At 54.4% G+C, this 21,878-nt stretch carries 17 protein-coding genes and 1 pseudogene; 11 read left to right on the top strand and 7 right to left on the bottom strand.

Translation table 11 applies throughout. The features are described 5' to 3' along the window. Positions 1 to 208: 208 nt before the first annotated feature. Both ilvB and HPC62_RS07880 read right to left on the bottom strand, forming a co-directional pair. Positions 209 to 2,095, bottom strand: a complete 1,887-nt coding sequence (gene ilvB, locus HPC62_RS07885; protein ID WP_172354609.1) for a biosynthetic-type acetolactate synthase large subunit — start codon at positions 2,093 to 2,095, stop codon at positions 209 to 211. Between the two features lie 402 nt (positions 2,096 to 2,497). Further along, a pseudogene (locus HPC62_RS07880) lies at positions 2,498 to 4,052 on the bottom strand (protein adenylyltransferase SelO). A 283-nt stretch (positions 4,053 to 4,335) separates the two neighbouring features. On the opposite strand from HPC62_RS07880, the gene HPC62_RS07875 reads away from it, so the two are divergent. From HPC62_RS07875 to HPC62_RS07860, 4 genes are all read left to right on the top strand, one after another. After that, positions 4,336 to 4,650, top strand: a complete 315-nt coding sequence (locus tag HPC62_RS07875) for an RNA recognition motif domain-containing protein (protein ID WP_068514894.1) — start codon at positions 4,336 to 4,338, stop codon at positions 4,648 to 4,650. Between the two features lie 462 nt (positions 4,651 to 5,112). Continuing rightward, positions 5,113 to 5,295, top strand: coding sequence for a 30S ribosomal protein S21 (gene rpsU, locus HPC62_RS07870; RefSeq protein ID WP_068514896.1), 183 nt, complete (start codon positions 5,113 to 5,115; stop codon positions 5,293 to 5,295). A gap of 409 nt (positions 5,296 to 5,704) precedes the next feature. After that, the gene (locus HPC62_RS07865; protein ID WP_228721723.1) at positions 5,705 to 6,487 is read left to right on the top strand and encodes a ParA family protein; all 783 of its coding nucleotides are present in this window, start codon (positions 5,705 to 5,707) and stop codon (positions 6,485 to 6,487) included. A 3-nt stretch (positions 6,488 to 6,490) separates the two neighbouring features. Then, the gene (locus HPC62_RS07860; protein ID WP_228721722.1) at positions 6,491 to 7,132 is read left to right on the top strand and encodes an ABC transporter permease; all 642 of its coding nucleotides are present in this window, start codon (positions 6,491 to 6,493) and stop codon (positions 7,130 to 7,132) included. Between the two features lie 18 nt (positions 7,133 to 7,150). Here HPC62_RS07860 and HPC62_RS07855 read toward each other — a convergent pair whose 3' ends face one another. Further along, positions 7,151 to 7,627, bottom strand: a complete 477-nt coding sequence (locus HPC62_RS07855) for a TspO/MBR family protein (RefSeq protein ID WP_172354605.1) — start codon at positions 7,625 to 7,627, stop codon at positions 7,151 to 7,153. Positions 7,628 to 8,421: 794 nt separating this feature from the next. Here HPC62_RS07855 and HPC62_RS07850 point away from each other — a divergent pair. Beyond that, on the top strand, positions 8,422 to 9,540 hold the full coding sequence (locus HPC62_RS07850) for an SPFH domain-containing protein (RefSeq protein ID WP_172354603.1): 1,119 nt from the start codon (positions 8,422 to 8,424) through the stop codon (positions 9,538 to 9,540). A gap of 140 nt (positions 9,541 to 9,680) precedes the next feature. Continuing rightward, positions 9,681 to 10,805 carry a hypothetical protein gene (locus HPC62_RS07845; RefSeq protein WP_172354601.1) on the top strand — a complete coding sequence of 375 codons (1,125 nt, stop codon included), beginning with the start codon at positions 9,681 to 9,683 and terminating at the stop codon, positions 10,803 to 10,805. Positions 10,806 to 10,932: 127 nt separating this feature from the next. Here HPC62_RS07845 and HPC62_RS07840 read toward each other — a convergent pair whose 3' ends face one another. Both HPC62_RS07840 and HPC62_RS07835 read right to left on the bottom strand, forming a co-directional pair. Next, the gene (locus HPC62_RS07840; protein WP_172354599.1) at positions 10,933 to 11,787 is read right to left on the bottom strand and encodes a M56 family metallopeptidase; all 855 of its coding nucleotides are present in this window, start codon (positions 11,785 to 11,787) and stop codon (positions 10,933 to 10,935) included. Then, complete coding sequence (locus HPC62_RS07835; protein WP_172354597.1) at positions 11,778 to 12,203, bottom strand: BlaI/MecI/CopY family transcriptional regulator; 426 nt, start codon at positions 12,201 to 12,203, stop codon at positions 11,778 to 11,780. The genes HPC62_RS07840 and HPC62_RS07835 overlap by 10 nt, the downstream gene beginning before the upstream one ends. Before the next feature lie 505 nt (positions 12,204 to 12,708). Here HPC62_RS07835 and HPC62_RS07830 point away from each other — a divergent pair. Then, positions 12,709 to 13,245, top strand: coding sequence for a pentapeptide repeat-containing protein (locus tag HPC62_RS07830; RefSeq protein ID WP_205370729.1), 537 nt, complete (start codon positions 12,709 to 12,711; stop codon positions 13,243 to 13,245). 151 nt (positions 13,246 to 13,396) lie between these two features. On the opposite strand, the gene ilvD is transcribed toward HPC62_RS07830, so the two are convergent. After that, entirely contained in the window at positions 13,397 to 15,082 is a 1,686-nt protein-coding gene (gene ilvD / locus HPC62_RS07825; RefSeq protein WP_172354593.1) for a dihydroxy-acid dehydratase, read from the bottom strand. A gap of 386 nt (positions 15,083 to 15,468) precedes the next feature. On the opposite strand from ilvD, the gene HPC62_RS07820 reads away from it, so the two are divergent. Further along, positions 15,469 to 16,308, top strand: a complete 840-nt coding sequence (locus HPC62_RS07820; RefSeq protein ID WP_172354591.1) for a pentapeptide repeat-containing protein — start codon at positions 15,469 to 15,471, stop codon at positions 16,306 to 16,308. 149 nt (positions 16,309 to 16,457) lie between these two features. Here the strand turns inward: HPC62_RS07820 and hmpF are convergent, their stop codons facing one another. Then, complete coding sequence (gene hmpF, locus HPC62_RS07815) at positions 16,458 to 18,218, bottom strand: pilus motility taxis protein HmpF (protein ID WP_172354589.1); 1,761 nt, start codon at positions 18,216 to 18,218, stop codon at positions 16,458 to 16,460. A 1,139-nt stretch (positions 18,219 to 19,357) separates the two neighbouring features. Here hmpF and HPC62_RS07810 point away from each other — a divergent pair. From HPC62_RS07810 to HPC62_RS07800, 3 genes are all read left to right on the top strand, one after another. Next, positions 19,358 to 20,671, top strand: a complete 1,314-nt coding sequence (locus tag HPC62_RS07810; protein ID WP_172354587.1) for a response regulator — start codon at positions 19,358 to 19,360, stop codon at positions 20,669 to 20,671. Between the two features lie 259 nt (positions 20,672 to 20,930). Continuing rightward, positions 20,931 to 21,296, top strand: a complete 366-nt coding sequence (locus HPC62_RS07805; RefSeq protein WP_068508027.1) for a response regulator transcription factor — start codon at positions 20,931 to 20,933, stop codon at positions 21,294 to 21,296. Positions 21,297 to 21,331: 35 nt separating this feature from the next. Next, on the top strand, positions 21,332 to 21,862 hold the full coding sequence (locus HPC62_RS07800; protein ID WP_172354585.1) for a chemotaxis protein CheW: 531 nt from the start codon (positions 21,332 to 21,334) through the stop codon (positions 21,860 to 21,862). Positions 21,863 to 21,878 lie beyond the last annotated feature (16 nt).

The following is a 21,878-nucleotide window of genomic DNA, read 5'->3' as shown; positions in this document are numbered from 1 at the left end:
GCTTTCTTGTTTTCTTAGAGATGCTCTCTTTAGAACTGCTTTCTTAGAGGGTGTTTGAAAAGGCATCGCCTGTAGTGTTAAGCACTCAGAAATCTCCCCTACCCCCCTTAGAAAGGGGGGAAACCGCCTTAAAGTCCCCCTTTTTAAGGAGGATTTAGGGGGATCTTGCACGCTTTGCTACAAACAGTAGGACTTTTCAAACATCCTCTTAAAGCTTCGTGCCGCAATTTGGACAGAAGTTATTGTCCGGCGGGTTCTCTGTGCCGCAGCGATTGCAGACCACTAGCGCCTGCTCTGGTTCTGCCTTAGGGCGCTCCGGCAGCCCAATCATCTGCGAGTTGCTCTTGCCGGGGGCCACCATCGGGTAGCAGTTTTCGTTGCGATTCACATGCACGTCCATCAGCACCGGGCCGGGATGGGCCAGCATTTCGGCGATCGCCCCTGCCAAATCCTCGCGGTTGTGAACCACCATTCCTTTCACGCCGTAAGCCTCGGCCAGCTTCACAAAGTCCGGCATACTCGGCTCCATTTCCGAAGAAGAGTAGCGCTCCTCATAGAAGGTTTCCTGCCACTGGCGCACCATGCCCTGCCAGCCGTTGTTGATGATCACCGTCTTGGCAGCAATGCCATACTGCGCCAGCGTACCCAACTCCTGGATATTCATCTGGATGCTGGCATCACCGCTGATGCAAATCACCTGCTCCTCCGGCAGGGCCATTTTCACGCCCATTGCCGCAGGCATCCCAAAGCCCATCGTGCCCAGCCCCGCGCTAGAGATCCACTTGCGCGGCCCCGTCTTGAGGAACTGCGCCGCCCACATTTGGTGTTGGCCGACATCAGTCGTGTAGTAGGCATCAGGCGCTTGCCGACCCACTTCCACAATTACCTCCTGAGGCGACAGCATGTCGGCATACTGAGGCACGGTCAGCGGATAGTCGTGCTTCCAGCGGTCAATGCGGGCTAGCCACTCCTGCGTTTGGCTCGGATCTGGGGCTGCGCCGCTTTCCAAATCGCGCCGCAATAGGTCAGTTAGCACATGGCGAACGTCTCCGACGATGGGCACTTCTGGCGCGCGGTTTTTGCCCACCTCTGCGGGGTCTACGTCAATGTGGATGACCTTGGCGCGAGAGGCAAACTCATCCAGCTTGCCCGTCACCCGGTCGTCAAATCGCGCCCCCACCGCAATCAGCAGGTCGCACTCGCTGACGGCGTAGTTCGCATAGGCCGTGCCGTGCATCCCCAGCATCCCCACCGACAGCGGATGATGCTCGTCAAACGCGCCCTTGCCCATCAGCGTCGTCGTCACGGGCAACCGGAACCGCTCTGCCAGCGCATGAACCTCCGCATGGGCATCTGCCGTAATCGCGCCGCCGCCGACATAGAGCAGGGGTTGCTTCGCCTCGCGAATTAGCTTCAGCGCCTTGAGGACTTGGTTGGGATTGCCGCGCACGGTGGGGCGATAGCCCGGCAGTTTCACACTTCCTGGCTCAACGGGCACATAGTCAAATGCTTCTAGCCCCACATCCTTGGGCACGTCAATCAGCACGGGGCCGGGACGACCAGAGCGGGCAATGTAGAAAGCTTCTGCCACGATCCGCGCCATGTCTTTGGGATCGCGAACGACGTAGGAATGTTTCACGATCGGCAGCGTGATGCCAAAGATGTCTGTTTCCTGGAACGCATCAGTGCCGATCGCGCTGCGAGAGACTTGCCCTGTCACCACCACCAGCGGAATCGAGTCCATCTGGGCGGTGGCGATGCCCGTCACCAAGTTGGTCGCGCCAGGGCCGGAGGTGCCAAAGCACACGCCCACCTTTCCGGTTGCGCGGGCGTAGGCATCGGCGGCATGGGATGCGCCCTGCTCATGGCGTACCAGAATATGGCGGAGTGCGCCTGTCTGCTCAAAGCGGTACAGTTCATCATAAATCGGCAGAATCGCGCCGCCGGGATAGCCAAAAATATGCTGAACCCCGTGCCGTACTAGGCTGTCCATCAGAGCGTAGGCACCAGTGGCCCGAATGGGCGCAGCAAGCGGGGGTGCAGAAACACGAGCGGCGGAAGCGACCTTGGACGAATCGGGCAGGAGTTCTCGCATAGCTAGGCTTTCTATCTGTATCGATTGATGCATAAGACCGGATATCCCAGTCTAGTTCTGATGTTGCAATCCTGTCGAGTGACCTGGACAGGTGATTTTTGAGGATTCTCTGGGGATCAATATAGACTGCGTTCTAGAGAAGTGAGCATATTCCAAAGAGCGTTGTAAAAGAATGTTGTAAAAACGCTGCCAAAAGCCCTTTGCAGGGCGATCGCCCTTCCTTCATCTATCTGTTCTGTATTCGCTGAAACCGCGCTTTTTCAGGATGATTAACGGTTTCAAGAGAACTGCTGGAAGGATTGTTTTGAAACCGCTTAGGCTGCCATTCACCGTTTATTTTTGATTATTTTTGAGCGTGTCAAATTCCATTGAATTTGGCTACGGCCTGTCAAGGATCGGTGACTATTGTAACGATTGGAAATGTAACGATTGGAAACCTTTCCACCGCTGGGGATTGGAGTTAGGGCAGAGGCGGCTCAGCAGGCGGCTCAACAGAGGAGCGAATACGCTGAAGCAGCCTGTTGAACGGCTCCCAATCGTCCAATTCGGCGATCGCACCCCACACGGCTTCAATTTCTGAACGGATAATCACCACGGTCGGGTTGTGCCGCGCCAGTCGCGCCTTTACGTCATCCAAAGCAGCTTCAGGAATTTGGTTCAGCGCCCGGTGATAGGCCAGTCGCCACGCCTTGAAGGTGCTTTCCAGCGCGTCGGCATTGCTGGACACCGAGTCAGTAAAAATCAGCGCTGCATCTGCTCGCCAACTGGGTGAAAACTGCTCCCGCAGCGCCCGAAAGAAGTCGTGATAGCCAATCTTGGTCGACTGCAAAAACTGGATCGTCCGCCCGATTAGCTCATGGCCAACCTCGGTGGGCAACTCGCCGAACCCCAGCCTGTGCAGCATCAACTGGCTATAGGCAGCGATATAGTGTGCTTCAAATGTCGCCAAGCCCGCTTCCAAGTCCGCTGCATCCATCACCTGTTTCAGCGGTTCCTGCAACAGTTCCAGATTCAGCTTGCAGATCCCTGGCTGGTTGGCATAGGCGTAGCGCCCCATCTGGTCAAAATAGGCGGCGGTAAAGCGGGGATCGAACCGCTCAATGAAGGCGTAGGGGCCATAGTCAAAGCTTTCGCCCGTGATGGCCATGTTGTCGGTATTCAGCACCGCATGACAAAAGCCCGCTGCCATCCACTGGGCCGCCAGTTCCGCTACGCGCTGCACCAATTCCGCATAGAAGCGGGCATCCCGGTCTGGCTCCTGGTTCAGGTGTGCGTAGTAGGTCTCGATGACGTGATCCAGCAGTTTGCGAATCAGATCGGGGCGTTCGAGGTAATGCAGCCGCTCGAAGGTGCCAAACCGAATGTGCGATCGCTGCATTCGCACCATCACCGATGAGCGGGTGGGGGATGGCTCATCGCCCCGCCACAGAGCCTCCCCGGTCTCAATCAAGCTGAGGCAGCGCGACGTTCGCACGCCCATGACGTGCAGCATCTCCGCCGCTAGCACCTCGCGCACGCCGCCCTTCAGCGTTAGCCGCCCATCACCGCCGCGAGAATAGGGCGTAGTTCCTGATCCCTTGGTTCCCAAGTCGTATAGGTTGCCGTCTATGCCGCGCACCTGTCCGTATAAAAAGCCGCGCCCGTCACCCAGATCAGGATTGTAATAGCCGAACTGGTAGCCGTGATAGCGCATCGCCAGCAGCGGAAAGCGTCCCGCAAATTTGCCGAACGCTTGAATAAAATGCTCATCTGCGACCTGATTCGGATGAAGCTCTAGAGTGTCAAGCAAGTCATCATTGCGAAACCGTAGAAGATGCTGGGGAAATTGGGCCGCATCCACGGGATCGGCATAGTCTTCGCCGAGGGATTCAAATGCAGGCTCAAAGTCGAGGGTTAACAGCGGGTTTTCTGGCGGATTGTCGGACGTGTTTTCGGCACTGCCTACAGGATTAGTCATCACAAAGCAGACTTTGTTTGCAAAAGTTAATAGAAAGACGACGAAATTTGAAGGTTCTTTACCTCATTATCCCCAGTGCAAAGTCCGGCAAACAATGGTCTGATAAAGTTTTTGGCTGATTTTTTGGCTTGTTTCTGTGCCGCCACTCGATGAACGATTGGCCACCGCTTTTGTGGGAGTGTGTTAGGGTTAGGTGGGATTATTTTCGGCTGTGTACTCGCGTGACGAATGGCTCTCCGAATCTAACTCTCTGCAACTTTTTTTGATTCTGGAAGGAGTCCAAATGTCCATTTACATCGGTAATCTGTCCTACGAGGCAACGCAGGAAGAAATTACCCAAGTTTTTGCTGAATACGGTACGGTAAAGCGCGTTCAGCTTCCCACCGATCGGGAAACCGGTCGCCCTCGTGGCTTCGGCTTCGTGGAAATGAGTACGGATGCGGAAGAAGAAGCGGCAATTGAAGCGCTGGATGGCGCAGAGTGGATGGGTCGCGATCTGAAGGTGAATAAGGCCAAGCCTCGCGAAGATCGTTCCTCTGGCGGTAGCTGGGGTGGCAATCGGGGCGGCGGCGGTGGCAACTTCTCTCGTCGCTACTAGAGCTTTCCTACTAGAGCTTGCAAAGGTCTGGTTTGTAGTCTTGCATCTTGCCAGGTTTTAGCTTGGTAAAGCAGATTTTTCTAAGCCAGTTTTTGCGATAGAGCGCAGCGCAGATTTCCTAATTGCTAGTATTTGCCTGTTTGCTTGGGGCTGCATGTTGAAGCAAATGTGCGGTTCCAAGCAAGTTTTTGTCTTTGTGGTTTTTTGCCTTTGTGGTTTTTTGCCTTTGTGGGTTACGAGTTTGCTGCTGCAATGAGTGGCGCTTGATTCAGAATCAATTCTTGATCAGAGCAATCTCAGAGCAACCTATGTGGGGCGATCGCCCCATTGCTCTTGAACGTTGTGTCTACCTTAAGTAACCAGAGTCAAGATCAGGATCAAAACCGGGAGAGAAGGATTTTGCAAACAGGCTGATTGAGATTTTTTCTAAATCTTCAGTCTGAACATTTAAGAGGAGATGGAATGGCCCAAGTTGTACTTGGAGAAAACGAAGGAATTGAATCGGCCCTCCGCCGCTTCAAGCGCAAAGTTTCTCAGGCAGGGATCTTCCCAGATATGCGGAAAAACCGCCATTTTGAAACACCGATAGAAAAGCGGAAGCGCAAGGCGTTGGCAAAGCGGAAACTGCGGCGGAAGCGCTTCTAGAAGTGCTGTTGTGAGAGAACGGGTTGCTCTTTTTCAAAGCCCCTTTGCTTGAGATTGATATCAGGCTGAATATAAACCAACCGATGCTGTGGGTCGTTGCGGGTTCATGTCCGCACGCTCACAGCATTTGTGTTTGGAATGGGCATTTGGAGTATATTCAATGCAATATATATTCAACGCAATATTCAGTGCTAGGACTGACGCAGTTGGACGATTTCTCGCGGGCGCAGCCCGCGAGAAATCGTCCAAAACCCAGAAAACTTAATTGCAAGTGTGTAAGTCCTGAAATGCATTAGAAATTGCATTTGGTGTGGAGATTTGGAGTAGAGATTTGGAGCTTGTGCGATCGTGGGGGTAACATGGTTAGCTGACGGCAAAAGGAAAGGCAGACATGCTTCTCTAAAGCAGCATGTTTGGACGCAGGGCGGGTCGGCTTATGATCATTGCGATCGCCAATCAGAAAGGCGGCGTTGCAAAAACCACGTCTACGATCGCGCTGGCGGGTCTGCTGGCGGAAGAAGGGCCATGCCTTGCGGTAGATCTTGACCCACAAGGCAACTTGTCTACGGGACTGGGCGTAGATGCGTCGTCGCTTCCCTACACGACCTATGACGTGATTACTGCGAAGGTTGGTATTACAGAGGCGATCGCCCCGACTCGGTTTGGACTCAGCCTGCTGGCCACCGACATTTCTCTGGTCAAAGCAGAAAAAGATTTGCTTTCCCAGCCCGATCGATTTTATGCCTTAAAATCGGCGCTGGAGCCTGCCAAATCTCAGTTCGAGCAAATTTTAATCGACTGTCCGCCCAGCCTGGGTCTGCTGACGCTGAATGCCCTGTCTGCTGCGGACTGGCTGCTGATTCCCGTGCAGTGTCAGTTTTTTGCGATTAAAGGGCTAGAGGGATTGCTGGAGACGATTGACTCAGTAAAGAGTCGCCTGAATCCGAATTTGCGGGTGCTGGGCGTACTGCCGACGATGGCAGAAACAAACACAGTGATTACGCAGGACGTGCTAAAGCTGTTGCGATCGCAGCTTGAGGGTGTGCGCGTATTTGACCCCGTGCCCAAGTCGGTGCGCTTTCCAGAGTCCAACATGGCAGGGGAACCGATTCACGTCTTTACCCGCGAGTGGCGCGTGGTGCAGCCCTATCGTGAAGTGGTGCGCGAACTGCTGATGCTGGAGGAGGCGTAGCGCGTGGGCGTGTTTAGGCAGGCCTATGAATATGGAATGGCAAACGGGGACGCGCTGCTGAATGCGTTGCAGCAGCATTTGTGGCTGGTGGCGGTGCCGCTGGCGGTGGGGCTGCTGCTGGGGTTGCCGCTGGGGTTGTGGAGTGCGCGATCGCCCGCTGTCTCGGCTGTCCTGATCAATGGCTTCAACGCGCTGCGGGTGATTCCCAGTCTGGCGATTTTGTTTTTGGCGATTCCCTACTTTGGGCTGAGCTTTCAATCGGCGGCGATCGCCCTGACGCTGCTGGTGATGCCGCCAATTCTGATCAGCACGGATGTCGCCTTTCGCACCATTGACCCAATGATCCGCGAAGCTGCCCACGGCATGGGCATGAGTCCGGTACAGGTGTTGCGGCAGGTGGAGTTTCCCCTGGCGCTGCCCGTCATCATTGCGGGCATCAAAACAGCCCTGGTGGAGGTCATTGCCAGCGCAACGCTGGCGGCGTTTATCGGCGCGGGCGGGCTGGGAACGTTTATTGTGCGCGGCTTTGCGCTATACGACAACGCTATCTTGCTGGTGGGCGCAGTTCCCGTGGCGCTGCTGGCGTTGGTGGCGGAGCTGAGTATGAGCGCCCTGCAAAGGTCGGTGCAGCCCCCCACAAGCTGAATTTCTACAGACACTAGATCAGGCTTCTTCAGGGTTGAGCTGCATCATTTCCCAGGTGGTGTAAGTGCCGATGGGACTCCAGATCAGATACGGCATCAGCAGCCAAGCCGCCGGACGCGACAGCGGCAGCAGCATGATAAAGAGGGCGATCGCCACCACCAGCCCCGCCGCACCCAGCCATAGCCCCACGCGAATTCGCCGTGCCCCCAGCATGAGAGGCGTGTAGAGCAGCGTAACCACTTCCAGCAGCAGGTAAGTCGCCATCAGCCCCCAGGTTCTAGACGTGCCCGGTTCTCGTTCCCAAATGATGTAGGCAGACCAAGCGGCGCAGGTAAAGACCGTCGTCCAAATCACCGGGATAAATTTCTCAAACGTGAGCCAGTCGGGCCGCCGCAGCCGCCGAAACCAGCCGCGCCCCCGCGAAGTGGTCACGCTGCCCAGCGCAAACGCCAGACCCAGCATCACCCCGCCAATCACCATCCAAGATCGAATCATGGGAACTTAGAGCGGAATTTAGAACCTAGGTGAAAATCGAGGCGATCGCCCCTCTCGCTGCCCATTCTAATAGGTTCTGCAACTTCCTCAAATCTGCCAAGTGTCATAGGGTAGGCGCTGAAGATACCTAAGTCATAGGTTCATCATAGGATCTGGCAAGGAAAAACTATGCGTTATCCCAATGGGTAGACTATTGGATAGACTACGGAAAATGAGAGCTAGAGCTTGTATCAATCGATAGGCTCAGCAACCGGCTGAAAAATTGGCTGAAACTAACTTTCGCATTCCCTTCAGAGATGCCCTGACTAAAGATACCCAATCCTTCTTCATTTCCGTTATTCGATTAGAAGCGTGGGCACACTAGGATCAGCTTACTCTTGATATATAGGCTTGCAGAATATATGGGCTTGCAGATTGTCAGGGCTGTTTCTGCTAGCTCAGGCCGAACTGAGTTACTCGTGCTGACTTAAGCAACACATCTGAAACTTTGAGCACTAAGCAAAGCATTCAGGGGTGCATTCGCCTTACAAAAGGCATCGCTAGTTCGTAGAAGCAACGCCTCAAAAGCAATATTTTCTCTATCTCTGCAATTGTCCGGATTCAGTCTGTTGTTGACCAATCTTGTCTGACCTGGATTAAACCTGGAGGTTAGAGCTAATTTGTAAAGGAGCCTGAAAGCCTTGTTAATCAAGGATTTCCGAGAAACCGCTTTTCCTGGGCAAACATGACCTCAAAGCCACACATGCCAAGAGTTTCAGGCTTCTTAAGATTTGCTTCATAAATTAGCTCTTAGTGTGAGTCTCTTCGAGAAGATTCGAGGTGAGTTTGTAGACATCATCGAGTGGTTAGACTCTACCAATGACACGATGGTCTATCGCTTTCAGCGATACAACAACGAAATCAAAATGGGGGCAAAGCTAACCGTACGCCCTGGTCAAAAGACGGTATTTGTCAACGAAGGTCGCATTGCTGACTGCTTCGGGCCTGGGATGTATACGCTGTCAACCCAAAATTTGCCCATTCTTACAACACTAATGGGTTGGCCCTATGCCTTCAACTCTCCATTCAAGGCAGAAGTATACTTCTTCAATACTCGAATTTTCACGAACCTCAAGTGGGGAACTTCTAATCCCATCATCCTCCGGGATGCCGAACTGGGCCCTGTTCGCCTACGGGCCTATGGCACCTATAATGTGCGGATTGTTCAGCCTGAAGTTCTGCTTCAAGAGTTGGTCAGCACGGATGGACTTTTCCAGGTGGATGAGGTCAGCGATCACATCCGCAACATGATTATGACCGCTTTTACCTCCTCTATCGGAGCAGCCCAAGTCCCTCTATTCGATCTGGCATCTCGTTATCAGGAGATCAGCAACACAATTCGCCAGAATATGCAGGCAGACGTGCAGCGGTTTGGTTTGGATCTGACGCAACTGCTTATTGAAAACATTTCGCTGCCGCCAGAGGTAGAAGCTGCGCTTGACAAGCGGGCTTCGATCGGGGTTTTGGGCAATATGCAGCAATATACCCAATATCAAGTCGCCAACTCTATTGAGCAGTCTGCCCAAAATCCGAGCGGTGGGAACTCTTTCTTGGAGTTGGGAGTGGGCTTGGCAATGGCGCAGCAGGTGACCAATGCGCTGAACCCCAACGCCGCTCAATCACAGCAGCCGCCAGCTGCCGCGCCTCAGCCAGCCACCTCGCCCGCAGCAGCACCGCCACCGCCACCTCAGCCGCAATGGTATTTGTCTCGAGACGGACAAACGTTTGGGCCGTTTCCAGTGAATCCGCTTCTTCAACAAGGGCTAACTGCTCAGACTTACGTATGGCGGTCAGGGATGAATGGCTGGCAGTTTGCAAATGCAGTTCCAGAACTGGCTGTCTTGCTGCCACCATCGCCTCCTCCTGCCCCGTAACCTGCGGGTTTTGCATGGTTTGTTCTGCATGGTTTGTTCCGCATGGTTCGCTCTGCATCGTTTGCTGTTGAAATGCTGTTAAGCAACGTCCAACGCAAGGGTTGCTCTACCTCTGAATCAAACTCTTAGCAAAAACTCCTATGACTATGCAGCGCCACTCCTCCAGTGAGTCACAGCTTTCCTGTCCGGGCTGCGGTGCGTCGCTAGAGTTTAATCCTAAAAGAGGACAGATGGAGTGTCCTTACTGTGGTCGGCGAGAGGCGATCGCCCGAAACAAGACCTCCCTGCTGGCAGAGCAATCCTTTGAGGCTCACCTGAATGAAAAGCATACTCAACTGGCCGCTCTGTCCGGGCAGGCAGTCGAAGTGCAGTGTCCAGGGTGCCGCGCTCGGTTTACGTTTGAACCGCCGACGGTGGCCGGGAAATGTGCGTTTTGCAACACCAATATCGTGGCGCAGCCCCGTACTGCTAGCCCGGTGGTCACTCCTGGCGGGGTGGTACCGTTCACGATTGGCCAAAGGCAGGCCCGAGAGAAAGTGAGCGAGTGGCTGCGCCAGCGCTGGTTTGCGCCAAAGGGGCTGAAGCGCTTGTCTCAACACGCGGGGTTGCAGGGCATTTATTTGCCATTCTGGACCTACGATTGCAAAACCTGTAGTCAATATCGCGGGAAGCGGGGCGATCGCCACACAAGGACTGAAACTTATACCATGACTGATAATGATGGGAGAACCATTACAGACACTCGCGAAGTCGTAGAAACCCATTGGACTCGTGTATCAGGAAGCGTGGATTATGCCTTTGATGATGTTCTTGTGGCAGCGGCTGAATCAGTTGACCAAAATCACTTGCGAGCTGTTGAGGGATGGGATTTGTCTGAATTAGCGCCCTATAACGCTTCTTACTTGTCAGGGTTCAAGGTACAGCGATATCAGATTAATCTCAAAGAGGGTTTTGAGCGGGCAAAGAAAAAGATGGAGACTGAAATTCGTAGGGCTGTAGAGTGCAAAATTGGCGGCGATGAACAGTGTATCGATTCCCTCTCCACCTCCTATTCCCTCTTCACCTCCTATAGCGACATTACCTTTAAGCACATCCTTCTGCCAGTATGGACGGGGGCCTACGAGTTCAAAGGACGGTGCTACACAATCGTGGTGAACGGGCAGTCTGGAAAAGTCTGTGGCGATCGCCCCTTCAGTTGGCTCCAGATTGCGTTGGCGATTCTCGTTGCAATCGTCATACTCGGAATTTTAGTCAGTGTTCTGTAGCCAGGAGCAAGTGTCGGAACAGATAGAAACTGACTAGAAATAACTGACTAGAAATTGCCCAACTCCAAAGTAGCTGACATGCCATCTTGTGGGCATCACTGCCGCAAAGCAAGTCCCCGAGCAAGATCTAGTGATGTATCAATAGCGTGCAGAGGGGAAGACCCGATGCCAGGAGCCACAGCCAGGGGAGGCGATCGCGCTCTGGGAAACTTGCCAGGTTACCCTCGGCATCGGGCAACAGCGCCTCAATCCGCTCCGCCAGACGGCAGGGTGATGTGGCTTCGCCAAAAGCCGCGCAGGGAAAGTCAACCTCTGTCAGCGGCGACCTCACCACCTGCACCAGCGACTCTGCTAGCAGCAGCGGGTCAACATGCTGAGCCGCCCAGCGATCGGCGCGGAGTTCTCGCAGTCGCAGCAGTTCTTGCCAGAGGGCTTCAGTGTGGGGAAGCCAGGCCGTAAGACCGCGCAGCCAGCCCAGCCAGAAAAACCAGAAGGTGTCGCGATAGTGGGTGTGGGCCTGTTCATGGGCCAGCACAGCAGTAACTTGCTCGGCAGAGAGCGTTTCTAGCAACCCCCGACTAACGACCAGTTCGGGTTGCCAAAAACCAACCTGCGCCGCAAACAGAGCAGGCGTGTCGAGCAAACGAGCAGCAAGCCCGTGGGTTTCCACAAACGGCAGAGTTTGCAACGTGCGGCGCAATCGCCCCACCTGCCTGCCCAGCCGCAGCAGCATTCCGCCTGCAAGGGTCAAACTGCCGACAGCTAGAACCCAGCCCAGAGAGCCGACGGACAGCCCTAGCATATGCCCCTCGCGGCCCATGCAAAAAACGGCGACGACCGTACACAGCAGCAGCAGCGGCGCAAATAGAAACGGCCCCAGCGCCGCAGTCCACCGGTGGGCAGGCGCGACAGAACGGTGCTTAGCAATCAGGCGCGAGAGGATAGCCAGGGCGATCGCCCCCAAAATCAGCATCAGGTGCATGACTCCCCCTCCCGCTTTTGCCGTGCGGCCTTCAGCCGTTGAGTGATGGCATCCAACTGTTCCAGGCTGGCAACATCTAGGTCATCTGCAAAAGCCGCCACCACGTCGGGACTGCTGACGGACAAGAAGCGATGCAGATGCTCGTGTGCCTGGAGCATCTGCGCCTCTTCTCGCGACACTAGCGGCCGCCAGTGAAACGCCCGCCCGTGGCGATCGCACGCCAGCCAGCCCTTGCCCGTTAGCCGATTCAGCACCGTGGTCACAGACGCATACGCCAACTCCCGATTTGGGTCTGCCAAGATGCGATCGTGTATCTCCTTAACCGTTGCCGATTCTAGCTGCCACAGGATTTCTAAGATCTCGCGCTCCAACGGCCCCAGAGAAAGCTGACGGGGGCGAGGTTCGGGTAATGCCATACGCACCTAAATTTAGAAGTCTAAATCTGCTGATGTCAAATGATGTTAAATGCTGTCGAACAGTGTTGAATCAGAGTCGAGCGAATGCCGAAATGATCTTGAGAACACCTTTACCGTCCTCAGTTTAGCCTAAAAACTATCTCCGTTTTGTCAACGGGATGTCAGGACTTCGGCGCAGTATCGCTGCTGCAAATTTGCAACAAATTAAGCCAAAGATGAGCTTGAAAACAGATATTTTTGGGAGGAGCATTCGGAAGACAAGTGGTGGCTTGCGCTATTGATCTGAGGATAGTTGACAGAGTTTATTGCATAAACTTATAGCTTGTATAGGAATAGATAAACTCACTAAGAAAACTAAAAGAAGATTAAGTAATCTATTGATCGGTTAGGAGTGTTTGTAAACTCTTGTAAAGGAGTGAACTGAACTATTGCAGGCAGTTTCAGCGCTGTGGCGATCGCCGTTGCAGCGCTGGGTTCTGCTGGATAAATGCCTATTATGGAACGAATGTCAGTTGAAACGCTTTTAGCGGAATATGCTGCGGGAAGACGCGATTTTAGCTATCTCGATTTAAGCCAATCTGACCTATTTGAATGCAATTTACAAGATATCAATCTCCAGGGCAGCAACCTCAGACAAGCTTATTTGGCCTATGCCAATCTCAGTCGCGCAAACTTGCAGGGAACTCAACTGCAAGCTGCGGAATTGGGTAATGCGCGGCTACAATCTGCCAACTTAAAACAGTCGTCGCTCGATCGGGCAAACCTATCGCGCAGCATTCTCTGCTACGCAGATTTGGCGGAGGCATCGCTCCAGGAAACCAATTTCCAAAGTGCTGACTTGCGCTACTCTAACCTGGCTGCGGCAAACTTGCAGGCGGCAAACCTAGTGGGGGCAGACCTCCAGCAAGCCAAGCTAGAGGGGGCGAATATTGGCCAATGTAATTTGTTTCGTGCCCAGTCGGCAGATCTGGATGGGGCGATCGCCGATAGAGGCACGATTTTTCCAGATGGGCATCGGGGGAGTGATGGATCGATGGGTTGATTGGAAGATCTCCAACCTGCATCACTCCCAGCCTTTCTAAGTAGGTAGACATTAATAAACATAAAATCCAAAGACCCTGCGCCGCCCGCGCAGCGGGCGGCGCAGGGTTCAGGATCTGTTTTTTAATCTGGTCTATCTATTTAGAACAAATCTAAAACAAATCTAAATCGGTCACTGCACCCTTGCTGCTCGACGAAACCAGCGTGGCATATTTGGCCAAAACGCCTTTGGTATAGCGCGGCTTGGGTGGCTGCCACTGGGCGCGGCGCTGAGCCAGTTCCTCATCGGAGACGTTGAGTTGCAGCAGGCGAGCGTCTGCATCGATGGTAATGCTGTCACCTTCCTGCACTAGGGCGATCGTACCGCCGACATAGGCTTCGGGGGCGACGTGGCCGACCACCATGCCGTAGGTGCCGCCAGAGAAGCGTCCGTCGGTGATCAGCCCTACAGAATCGCCCAGCCCTGCGCCAATAATGGCAGACGTGGGAGCCAGCATTTCCCGCATTCCAGGGCCGCCTTTCGGCCCTTCATAGCGAATTACTAGGACATCGCCTGGATTAATTTTGTTGGCCAAGATCGCGTCCAGACACTCCTCTTCAGAGTTATACACGCGGGCAGGGCCGGTGATTTTGGGCTGCTTGACCCCGGTGATTTTGGCGACTGCCCCTTCGGTAGCCAAATTGCCCTTGAGGATGGCCAGGTGTCCGGCAGCGTACATGGGGTTGCTCCAAGGGCGAATCACGTCCTGATCGGGGCGCGGCTCGTCGGGAATATCCCTCAGACGCTCGGCAATGGTTTCGCCCGTAACGGTAATGCAGTCGCCGTGCAGCAGTCCGTGATTCAGCAGCATTTTCATGACCTGGGGAATGCCGCCGGCCTGGTGCAGATCGGTGGCCACGTAGCGGCCAGAGGGCTTCAGATCACACAGCACGGGCACGCGCTGGCGAATGCGCTCGAAGTCGTCGAGCGTCCACTCGACCCCGGCAGAATGGGCGATCGCCAAAAAGTGCAGCACCGCATTGGTGGAACCGCCCACGGCCATCACCACCGAAATCGCATTTTCGATGGACTTGCGGGTGATGATGTCTCGCGGGCGCAGGTTCTTGCGAATCGCCTCCACTAACACTTTGCCGGCCAGTTCTGTGTTCTCTGCCTTTTCGGGGTCAACTGCCGACATGGTGGAGGAATACATCAGGCTCATGCCCATCGCCTCAAAGGCCGACGACATGGTATTGGCTGTATACATGCCACCGCAGGAACCTGCACCAGGACAGGCGTTGCGCTCCACCGACATCAGCCGCACCTCGTCGATACGTCCGGCGCTATACTGCCCCACAGCTTCAAAGGCGCTGACAACCGTTAAATCTTCTCCTTCCAAATGTCCCGGCTTGATCGTGCCGCCGTAGACAAACACAGCAGGAATATTCATGCGGGCCATGGCGATCATAGCACCGGGCATGTTCTTGTCGCAGCCGCCGATCGCCAGCACGCCGTCCATGCTCTGAGCGTTGCAGGCGGTTTCGATCGAGTCGGCAATTACATCCCGCGATACCAGGGAGTATTTCATGCCCTCAGTGCCCATCGAGATGCCGTCGCTGACGGTAATCGTGCCGAACAGTTGCGGCATTCCCCCCGCTGCCCGAATGCCTGCCTCTGCTTTGGCTGCCAGCGGCGCAATGCCCATGTTGCAGGGGGTAATCGTGCTGTGGGCGCTGGCAACCCCCACAATCGGCTTGTTGAAATCGTCGTCGGAAAACCCGACCGCCCGCAGCATTGCCCGATTGGGGCTGCGCTGCACACCTTGCGTAATCACCTGACTTCTGAGGGTTTCAGACATTCAACTGGTTCCTTAAGACTTCAAAACAGTTCGGTAACGTCAACTCCGTTGATGCGGGGTTTACATTTCTGTAGAAGCCTCATAGCGCAAGGCTTCCACAAAAATATTCAACCTTTTAATGAACCGGAGTTGATATAAAACCATTCGGTATGAGGCGACACCGGAACTTTTATTTTCCCAAACCAAGGGACAGTTTTGGCGGAAGATCCGCATCTCCCTGACAACAGAATGCAGAAGAATGCAGATTCTCGGCTGCTGGCGGGCACTCTAAGAGAATCAGTTCCCTGAATAGCCTGCTCAGCAGTTCATGCTAATCCGCTGGCTCCAGTCACCGATGGGCGATCGCCCAACCCACCCGCCTGCCTACTGCTATGATGTTAACCTTCATGAACGTTGATGAACTCCTGAGCCACTATGAAGCGGGGGCACGAGATTTTCGCGAAGCCAAACTCAGTCAGTTCAACCTGAGCGATCGCGATTTGCAAGGCATCAACCTGCGGCGGGCAAACCTCAGCGGCGCAAATCTACGGGGTGCAAACCTGCGGATGGCAAATCTGCGAGAGGCAAATCTTGCTGGGGCCGATCTTCGAGGCGCAGATTTGACAATTGCCAACTTAATTGGCGCAGAGTTATATCAGGCGGATTTGAGCAAAGCGACATTGACCGATGCCGGCCTGCGGAGCGCAAAACTCACAGAGGCAACCTTGGTTCAAGCCGTGCTGATAGGTGCAAACCTAGCAGAGGCGCTGCTAGATCGAGCCAATCTGACCGAGGCCAACCTGAACGATGCCAGCCTCAACCGGGCGAAACTGATTGCGGCCAACCTGACTCGCGCTACGCTGGAAAATGCGAATCTAACCAATGCTATTTTGAACGAGTCGCTCATGGAGCTGGCAAACCTGACGGGGGCTATTTTGCACGGAGCCAGCCTAGAAGAAGCCGACCTGCACGGAGCCGAGCTAAGCCGCACCCGCCTCAGCAGTGCCAACCTGATCAACGCCAGCCTCAGCCAGGCGAATGTGCGCGGCGCAAACCTGAGCTGGAGTTCGCTGCGGGGCGCAAATTTGTGCAAAGCGAACCTGTATCGCGCAAAGCTAAACTGGGCGAATCTGAGCGAAACGAATCTGAGCGAGGCGATGCTGATCAGCGCAACTGTTTTGCAAACCAATTTCCAAAACGCCAATCTGCGCGGGGCGATTATGCCCGATGGTTCATCACATGGTTAAAACCTTATTCTGACTGCTTCGCGATGCCAGCGTGAGAGGGGTTTGCGGTTAGAAGCGAACTAGAAACAGACAAGGAGCAATCCTGGGCGATCGCTCCTCGTTTCAAGGCTTTAATGTAAGTTTCAAAGCTTCAATGAGACAGATGCAGATTAGGTAATCACAAACTCCGGCGTGCGCTGCTCGGTCAGGCTGCTAATGGTTTGCCGCAGTTCGGCGATCGCCTGGAGTTGATAGTCGCTGGTCTCCTGAAACTGGTTCAGAATCTGCCCAATTAACTCCAACTTCTCGCGGACACCGCCCGTGCCACCCTGAGCCAGGGCCAGCGCCTCCTGGTAGGCATTCACTTTGCCCCACTGCTCGCCCACAGCGGCTTTCTGTGCCAACACCTGCTGCTCTAGTTCCATTGCCCGATTCCAGCGATCTTCCTGCGCTTGGGATTGCTGATCGACTGACTGCTGAGCCTGTTCGACGGCGGCTTGCAGTTCTTGCACCTGGGCTTCTGCCTGCTGAAGCTGGGCTGCTAGCTCCTGGCGCAGGGTCTCAAGCTGTGTCAACACGGGCGCAATATCGACAGTCTCTTCTGATGCGTCCGCGGTCGCTCGTCCCTGGCGCTTGTCCAGCACAGTCTGATGCTGTTTTAATACGGCCTGGCGCTCTTGCAGGTTGCGGCGCTGTCCGACCAGCGTCTCCTCCAGCATCCGGTAGCGATCTTGCTCGTCGGTGAGTTCAGCTTCCAGACGCAGGCGATCGTACTCGCTGGCTTGCTGGATCTGCTGCTGCAAGTTCTGTATTTCCTCTTTCTGTGCCGTTAGCTCCTCTTCCTGGCTATTGACAAAGCGAGACATTTTTTCCAAGTCATTGGTCAGGTCGCGGACGATGTTTTCCAGTTCCTCAATAGGCATGGATTCCAGACCGCTGACATCGACCTTTGCGCCCACGGTAAAGCGATCCGACACATCGGCGAGCTGGCAAAACTGCTGGTGCAGGCTGTCCTGCTGTTGCAGTTGGGTGGTGAGGATTTGCACCTGCTCTTGTTTGAGTTCGAGCGATCGCCGCAAAGCTGCCAGTTCATCCCGCGCCTGATCCAAACCCGCTTTCGACTGTTGCCACTCTTGCCAGAGGGCTTGCACCTGCTGCACCTGCTGATCGAGCGCGTCCTGCGCCTGTTGAGCGGCGTTGCGCTGTTCGTCCAGCATTTGATAGTGCTGATCGAGCGTGGTTTGCTGCTGATTTAGCAGGTCAAAGGAGGTCGTCACCTGCTCTCGGACTGCTTCGGTCGGGGCGATCGCCCCTGCCAGTCGGTTCAGCAATTCTTGCAGTTCCTGGGCTTTTGCATCATCCAGCACGGCCGCTTGGGTGAATTGTGCCTTTTGCTCATCTAGCCGGCCCATCTCGCCCCGAAGCTGGGCCCAAGCTCCTTCTAGCTCCTGGTTTTTACGGTCAAATTCTGCCTTCAGAGCCTCGACTTCCTGCCGCTTGCTTTCAATCTCTTGGCGTTGCTGCTCCAGTCGCTCAAAGTCTTCCTCCATTTCCTGAAGCTGCTCCTGTCGGGCTTCCATCTCCATTTCCCGACGGTTTAGCTCTTGGCTTTGGTAGGTCAGCGATTCTTTCCACTGCTGAATTTCTTCTTCCTGGGTTTTGTAGCGCTCCTGCGCCCGCGAAAAGTTTTGCAAAATCGCAACCAATTGGCGACCCGCTTCGGCGTGGCGCTGCACCTGCTTAGTGCCGCTTAGTTCCACCATCACCAACACGCCGGCCCCATAGGTCACGTCGTCGGGCGCAGGGATGACCTCTTCACCCGGCACCGCGCTCCAGCTATTTTCAGAGCGCTGGCAGGCAAGCAGCCGCAGCTCAGCCTTACTGCTGCCGATAACTCTGCTTTTTCTCTGTACTTCCGCTAAATACAGCACGCCAGTCGTCCCCTTACTTGTATCGTCTACGGTTTGGTTTACATCAGGCAGTTGCCAGCAGTGGCAGGATCGAAACCCGTCAAGATGATGATTGGGTTTATGTTGGGCGATTCACTCAAATGAGAGCGCTACAGCGTATACGTAGTTACACAACAATATGTAGTTACACAATATGAGCCTAAATAATATGAACCTAAGGCGGACTGAAGCGACTAGGCTTGGGTGCAGTAGCGGGCGATCGCCCCGTCCAAAAAACAAAGACCAGGAAAAATCTCACCCTGTGGGGCGGCATATCGACCCTGAAACGCCAGAGAGCTTGCCGAACAAGCCGCCCATCTGGCTCAACTCATCTGACTCAGCACCCACGCGCCCACAAGCCACTGCTCCAGGTGGGTTTAATCAAGATAAGACGGCTGTTTCCATCCCTATTTCCATCAAATGTAGCATCATCATCTCCTCTGAGACTTGATTCTAGTTTGCAATCCAGAAAATGCAAGCAAAAAATGCAAGCAAAACTAAGTGGATCAGTCCAATCCGTTCCTCTACCGCACTCAGACTCCACCCCAATAAGCCAAACTCTGGCAAATTTGGCAACCTTGGCGGACTTATCCTGCCCCAACTGACTATACCGGAGTCATGGACTGGGCCTCCTTCGGTGCGGCTGGGCTGAGCTAGCTGGATCGCTGGGATATCTGGCGATCGCCCCAACGCCTATCCGGGCTTGTGCCTATAAGATTTGCTCTAAAATCTAGCTTCCCTGCCTCCCCCTATTGCTCCCTGCCCTCGGCGCAAAGCCTGAATTCCTGATAGTCTAGAGTGCCCAAGTCAAGGCTGGATTAACGCCTCCGGATAAAATCTCAGCCAATCAGCGAAGCTCAGAATTCGGCAGCCTCACCCGCTAGCAGCGCCAAGACAGTGGAACAATACAGACATTCGCCAGATATTCTGGGGTTTGTCTACTTTGACAGGCAATTGGGGAATCATACTGGATGACAAAGGCAGAAAAACATTGGGCATCATGTCAGAATTGACTTTCAACGGTTGACCCAGGCTCACCTCAGCGCCTGCCCAAAGCCGCGAACCGCCCGCAGCAGACCAGCCCAAGCCCAGCACTGACCTTGAGGGGGTGATTTGGCGATATGCAGGGGAACTTGAATGAAATTGATATCCGCAGCATTCTCCAGCTCGTGGAACTGGGTCAGCGCACGGGCGAACTGTTTGTAGAGTCCTACGGGCTGGGTGGAATGCTGCCAGGAGGCGACACCAATACTGCGCCAATCGTCCTGCGAAACCGTCTCGCCAAGACCACACCCTCGCAGTCCTGGTTTGTCTTTTTTCTAAACGGTCAAATCATCTACGCAGGCGATGCCCGGAGCAATTTGTCTCGCTTGCGCGATTACCTCCGTCGCTATCAGTTGGAAGCATCGCTGAATGGGGTAGACACTGGAGGGGCGATCGCCACTACCAACACCCCCGAATATGGACACCTCTGGGCTCTGCTGGAGCAGCGCATCCTCACCCCCGCCCAGGCCCGCAGCATCATCCACAGCATGGTGCGCGAAACCCTGTTTGACCTGCTCAGCCTGCACCAAGGCAGCTTCATCTTTGAAATCGGTTCTCCCCTCGCCCCCCAACTCACCACGCTGGAAATTGGCCCACTACTTGCCCGCATCATGACTCAGGTACAGTCCTGGAAAAAGTTTCATCCTCATATCCAATCCCCCGATCAAGGGCTGGTTGTGGTCGATGGCGATCGCCTCCGCGACTCCGTAAAAGAAACCACCATCGCCGCCCTCAGCGACTGGATGGACGGACAAACCTCCATCCGGCAAATCTCTCGCTACCTCAACCGTGACCTCATCACCGTCGCCAAAGCCCTCTACCCCTACATCAAGCAAGGCATCGTCCAGCTTGCCACCCCGACCCCCAACACCCTGCCCACAAAGCCCAAGCCCACCATTCAAACCCCCGTCCCCCGCATCGTCTGCATCGATGACGGCACCTCCATCCGCAAAGCCATTGAGTCTATCCTCCGCAGCCACGGCTACGAAGCCACCTCCATCGGCAACCCCCTCAAGGCCCTCAGCCTGGTCTTTCAGCTCAAGCCCGACCTCATCCTGTGCGATATTTCCATGCCCGAACTGGATGGCTATGAAATCTGCGCCATGCTCCGCACCTCCACTGCCTTCCGGCAAACCCCAATCATCATGCTCACCGGACGCGACGGCTTTATCGATCGCGTCAAAGCACGCATCGTCGGCGCAACCGACTATCTCACAAAACCCTTCGGCGAACAAGAACTACTCACACTGGTCGAAACCTACATTGGCCCAGGGCTAGAAAACCCGCCCAACGTTGAAAGACTCCTGGCAGAAGACTTAGAAAATGCGTTAGAACTTGATATCAAACCACCCCCTACCGATGCTTCTTCATTTCCACCCCATCCCGCTTAACCCGGCACAGGAGCCTGCAAAACACCCGCGAAGCAGAGGGTTGCCAATATTTGCCAATGTAGTTTGATGTTTTGTCAAAATTCTGCCAACACAGAGGTCAGGTGTTTTGCAAATGCCAACCTTCGCTATCTTTAAAGGGCACCGCAATAAAAGGGCATTATTTTTATTAGTAAGTTTCCTAGTAGGCTTCTAGAATCCACTCAGTGTTTACCCCAGCGGTTTTCGCGAAATCAACACTATGGTTGCAAAGTAAGGCGTTATGAGTAGAGTTTTGGTTGTAGAAGACAGCGTGACCCAGCGGGAAATGATTACTGACCTGCTAAAAGGCAGCGGACTCGATGTTACCGTAGCTAGCGATGGTGTAGAAGCGCTAGAACAAATAGAAGGCCATAGCCCTGATCTAGTGGTTCTCGACATCGTAATGCCCCGCATGAACGGATACGAGGTCTGCCGACAAATTAAAGCCAATCCCAAAACTCAAAACATCCCCGTTGTGATGTGTTCCTCTAAGGGGGAAGAATTCGATCGCTATTGGGGCATGAAGCAGGGTGCAGATGCATACATTGCAAAGCCGTTCCAACCAACCGAGCTAGTGGGCACGGTCAAGCAATTGCTGCGGGGATAGCTCAGATGAACCAGGTAAAGATAGGTTAATCGTCCATGATAGGCAATCCAGATTTTTTCACAGGCAGAGGGCAGGATCAGGTCGCAGAGTTTCAGGAGCTAGACAGTCCTGAAGGAGAACTACACCTGCGATTTTTTATGACTTCGGGTGACGAGTTTGCCCTGCCTGCGGTAGGAATCAAAGAAGTGATTGCTTCTCCGCCCGATCGCATCACGCCCATTCCGAATGTCTCTCCCCTGCTGTTGGGTACTCTAAACGTGCGAGGGCGCGTTGTTTGGGTTGCCGATCTAGGTCAGTTTCTGGGAGACTCCGTGCCACTGAGTACCGATCGCTCAGAAATCTACGTCATCGCGGTTGAAGACCAAGACACCATGTTGGGGTTGGCCGTTGACCTGATTAACGGCATGGACTGGCTTCCCCTTGACGACATTCAGGTGCCAACCAACCTGCCCGACGGCATGGCTCCCTTTATTCGAGGCGAATGGGCCGTTGGAGACGCTCAAGATCGCCATTTAAGACTGCTAGATCAAGTCGCAATTCTGAGGTCGGCCCGATGGGCTGCTTGACTCAGCTTCAATCAGT

Origin of the sequence: Thermoleptolyngbya sichuanensis A183, from assembly GCF_013177315.1 — a bacterium.
Classification (GTDB): Bacteria; Cyanobacteriota; Cyanobacteriia; order Elainellales; family Elainellaceae; genus Thermoleptolyngbya; species Thermoleptolyngbya sichuanensis.
The sequence above is the reverse complement of the archived record's forward strand: the minus strand, read 5'-3'. Positions and strand labels throughout refer to the sequence as shown.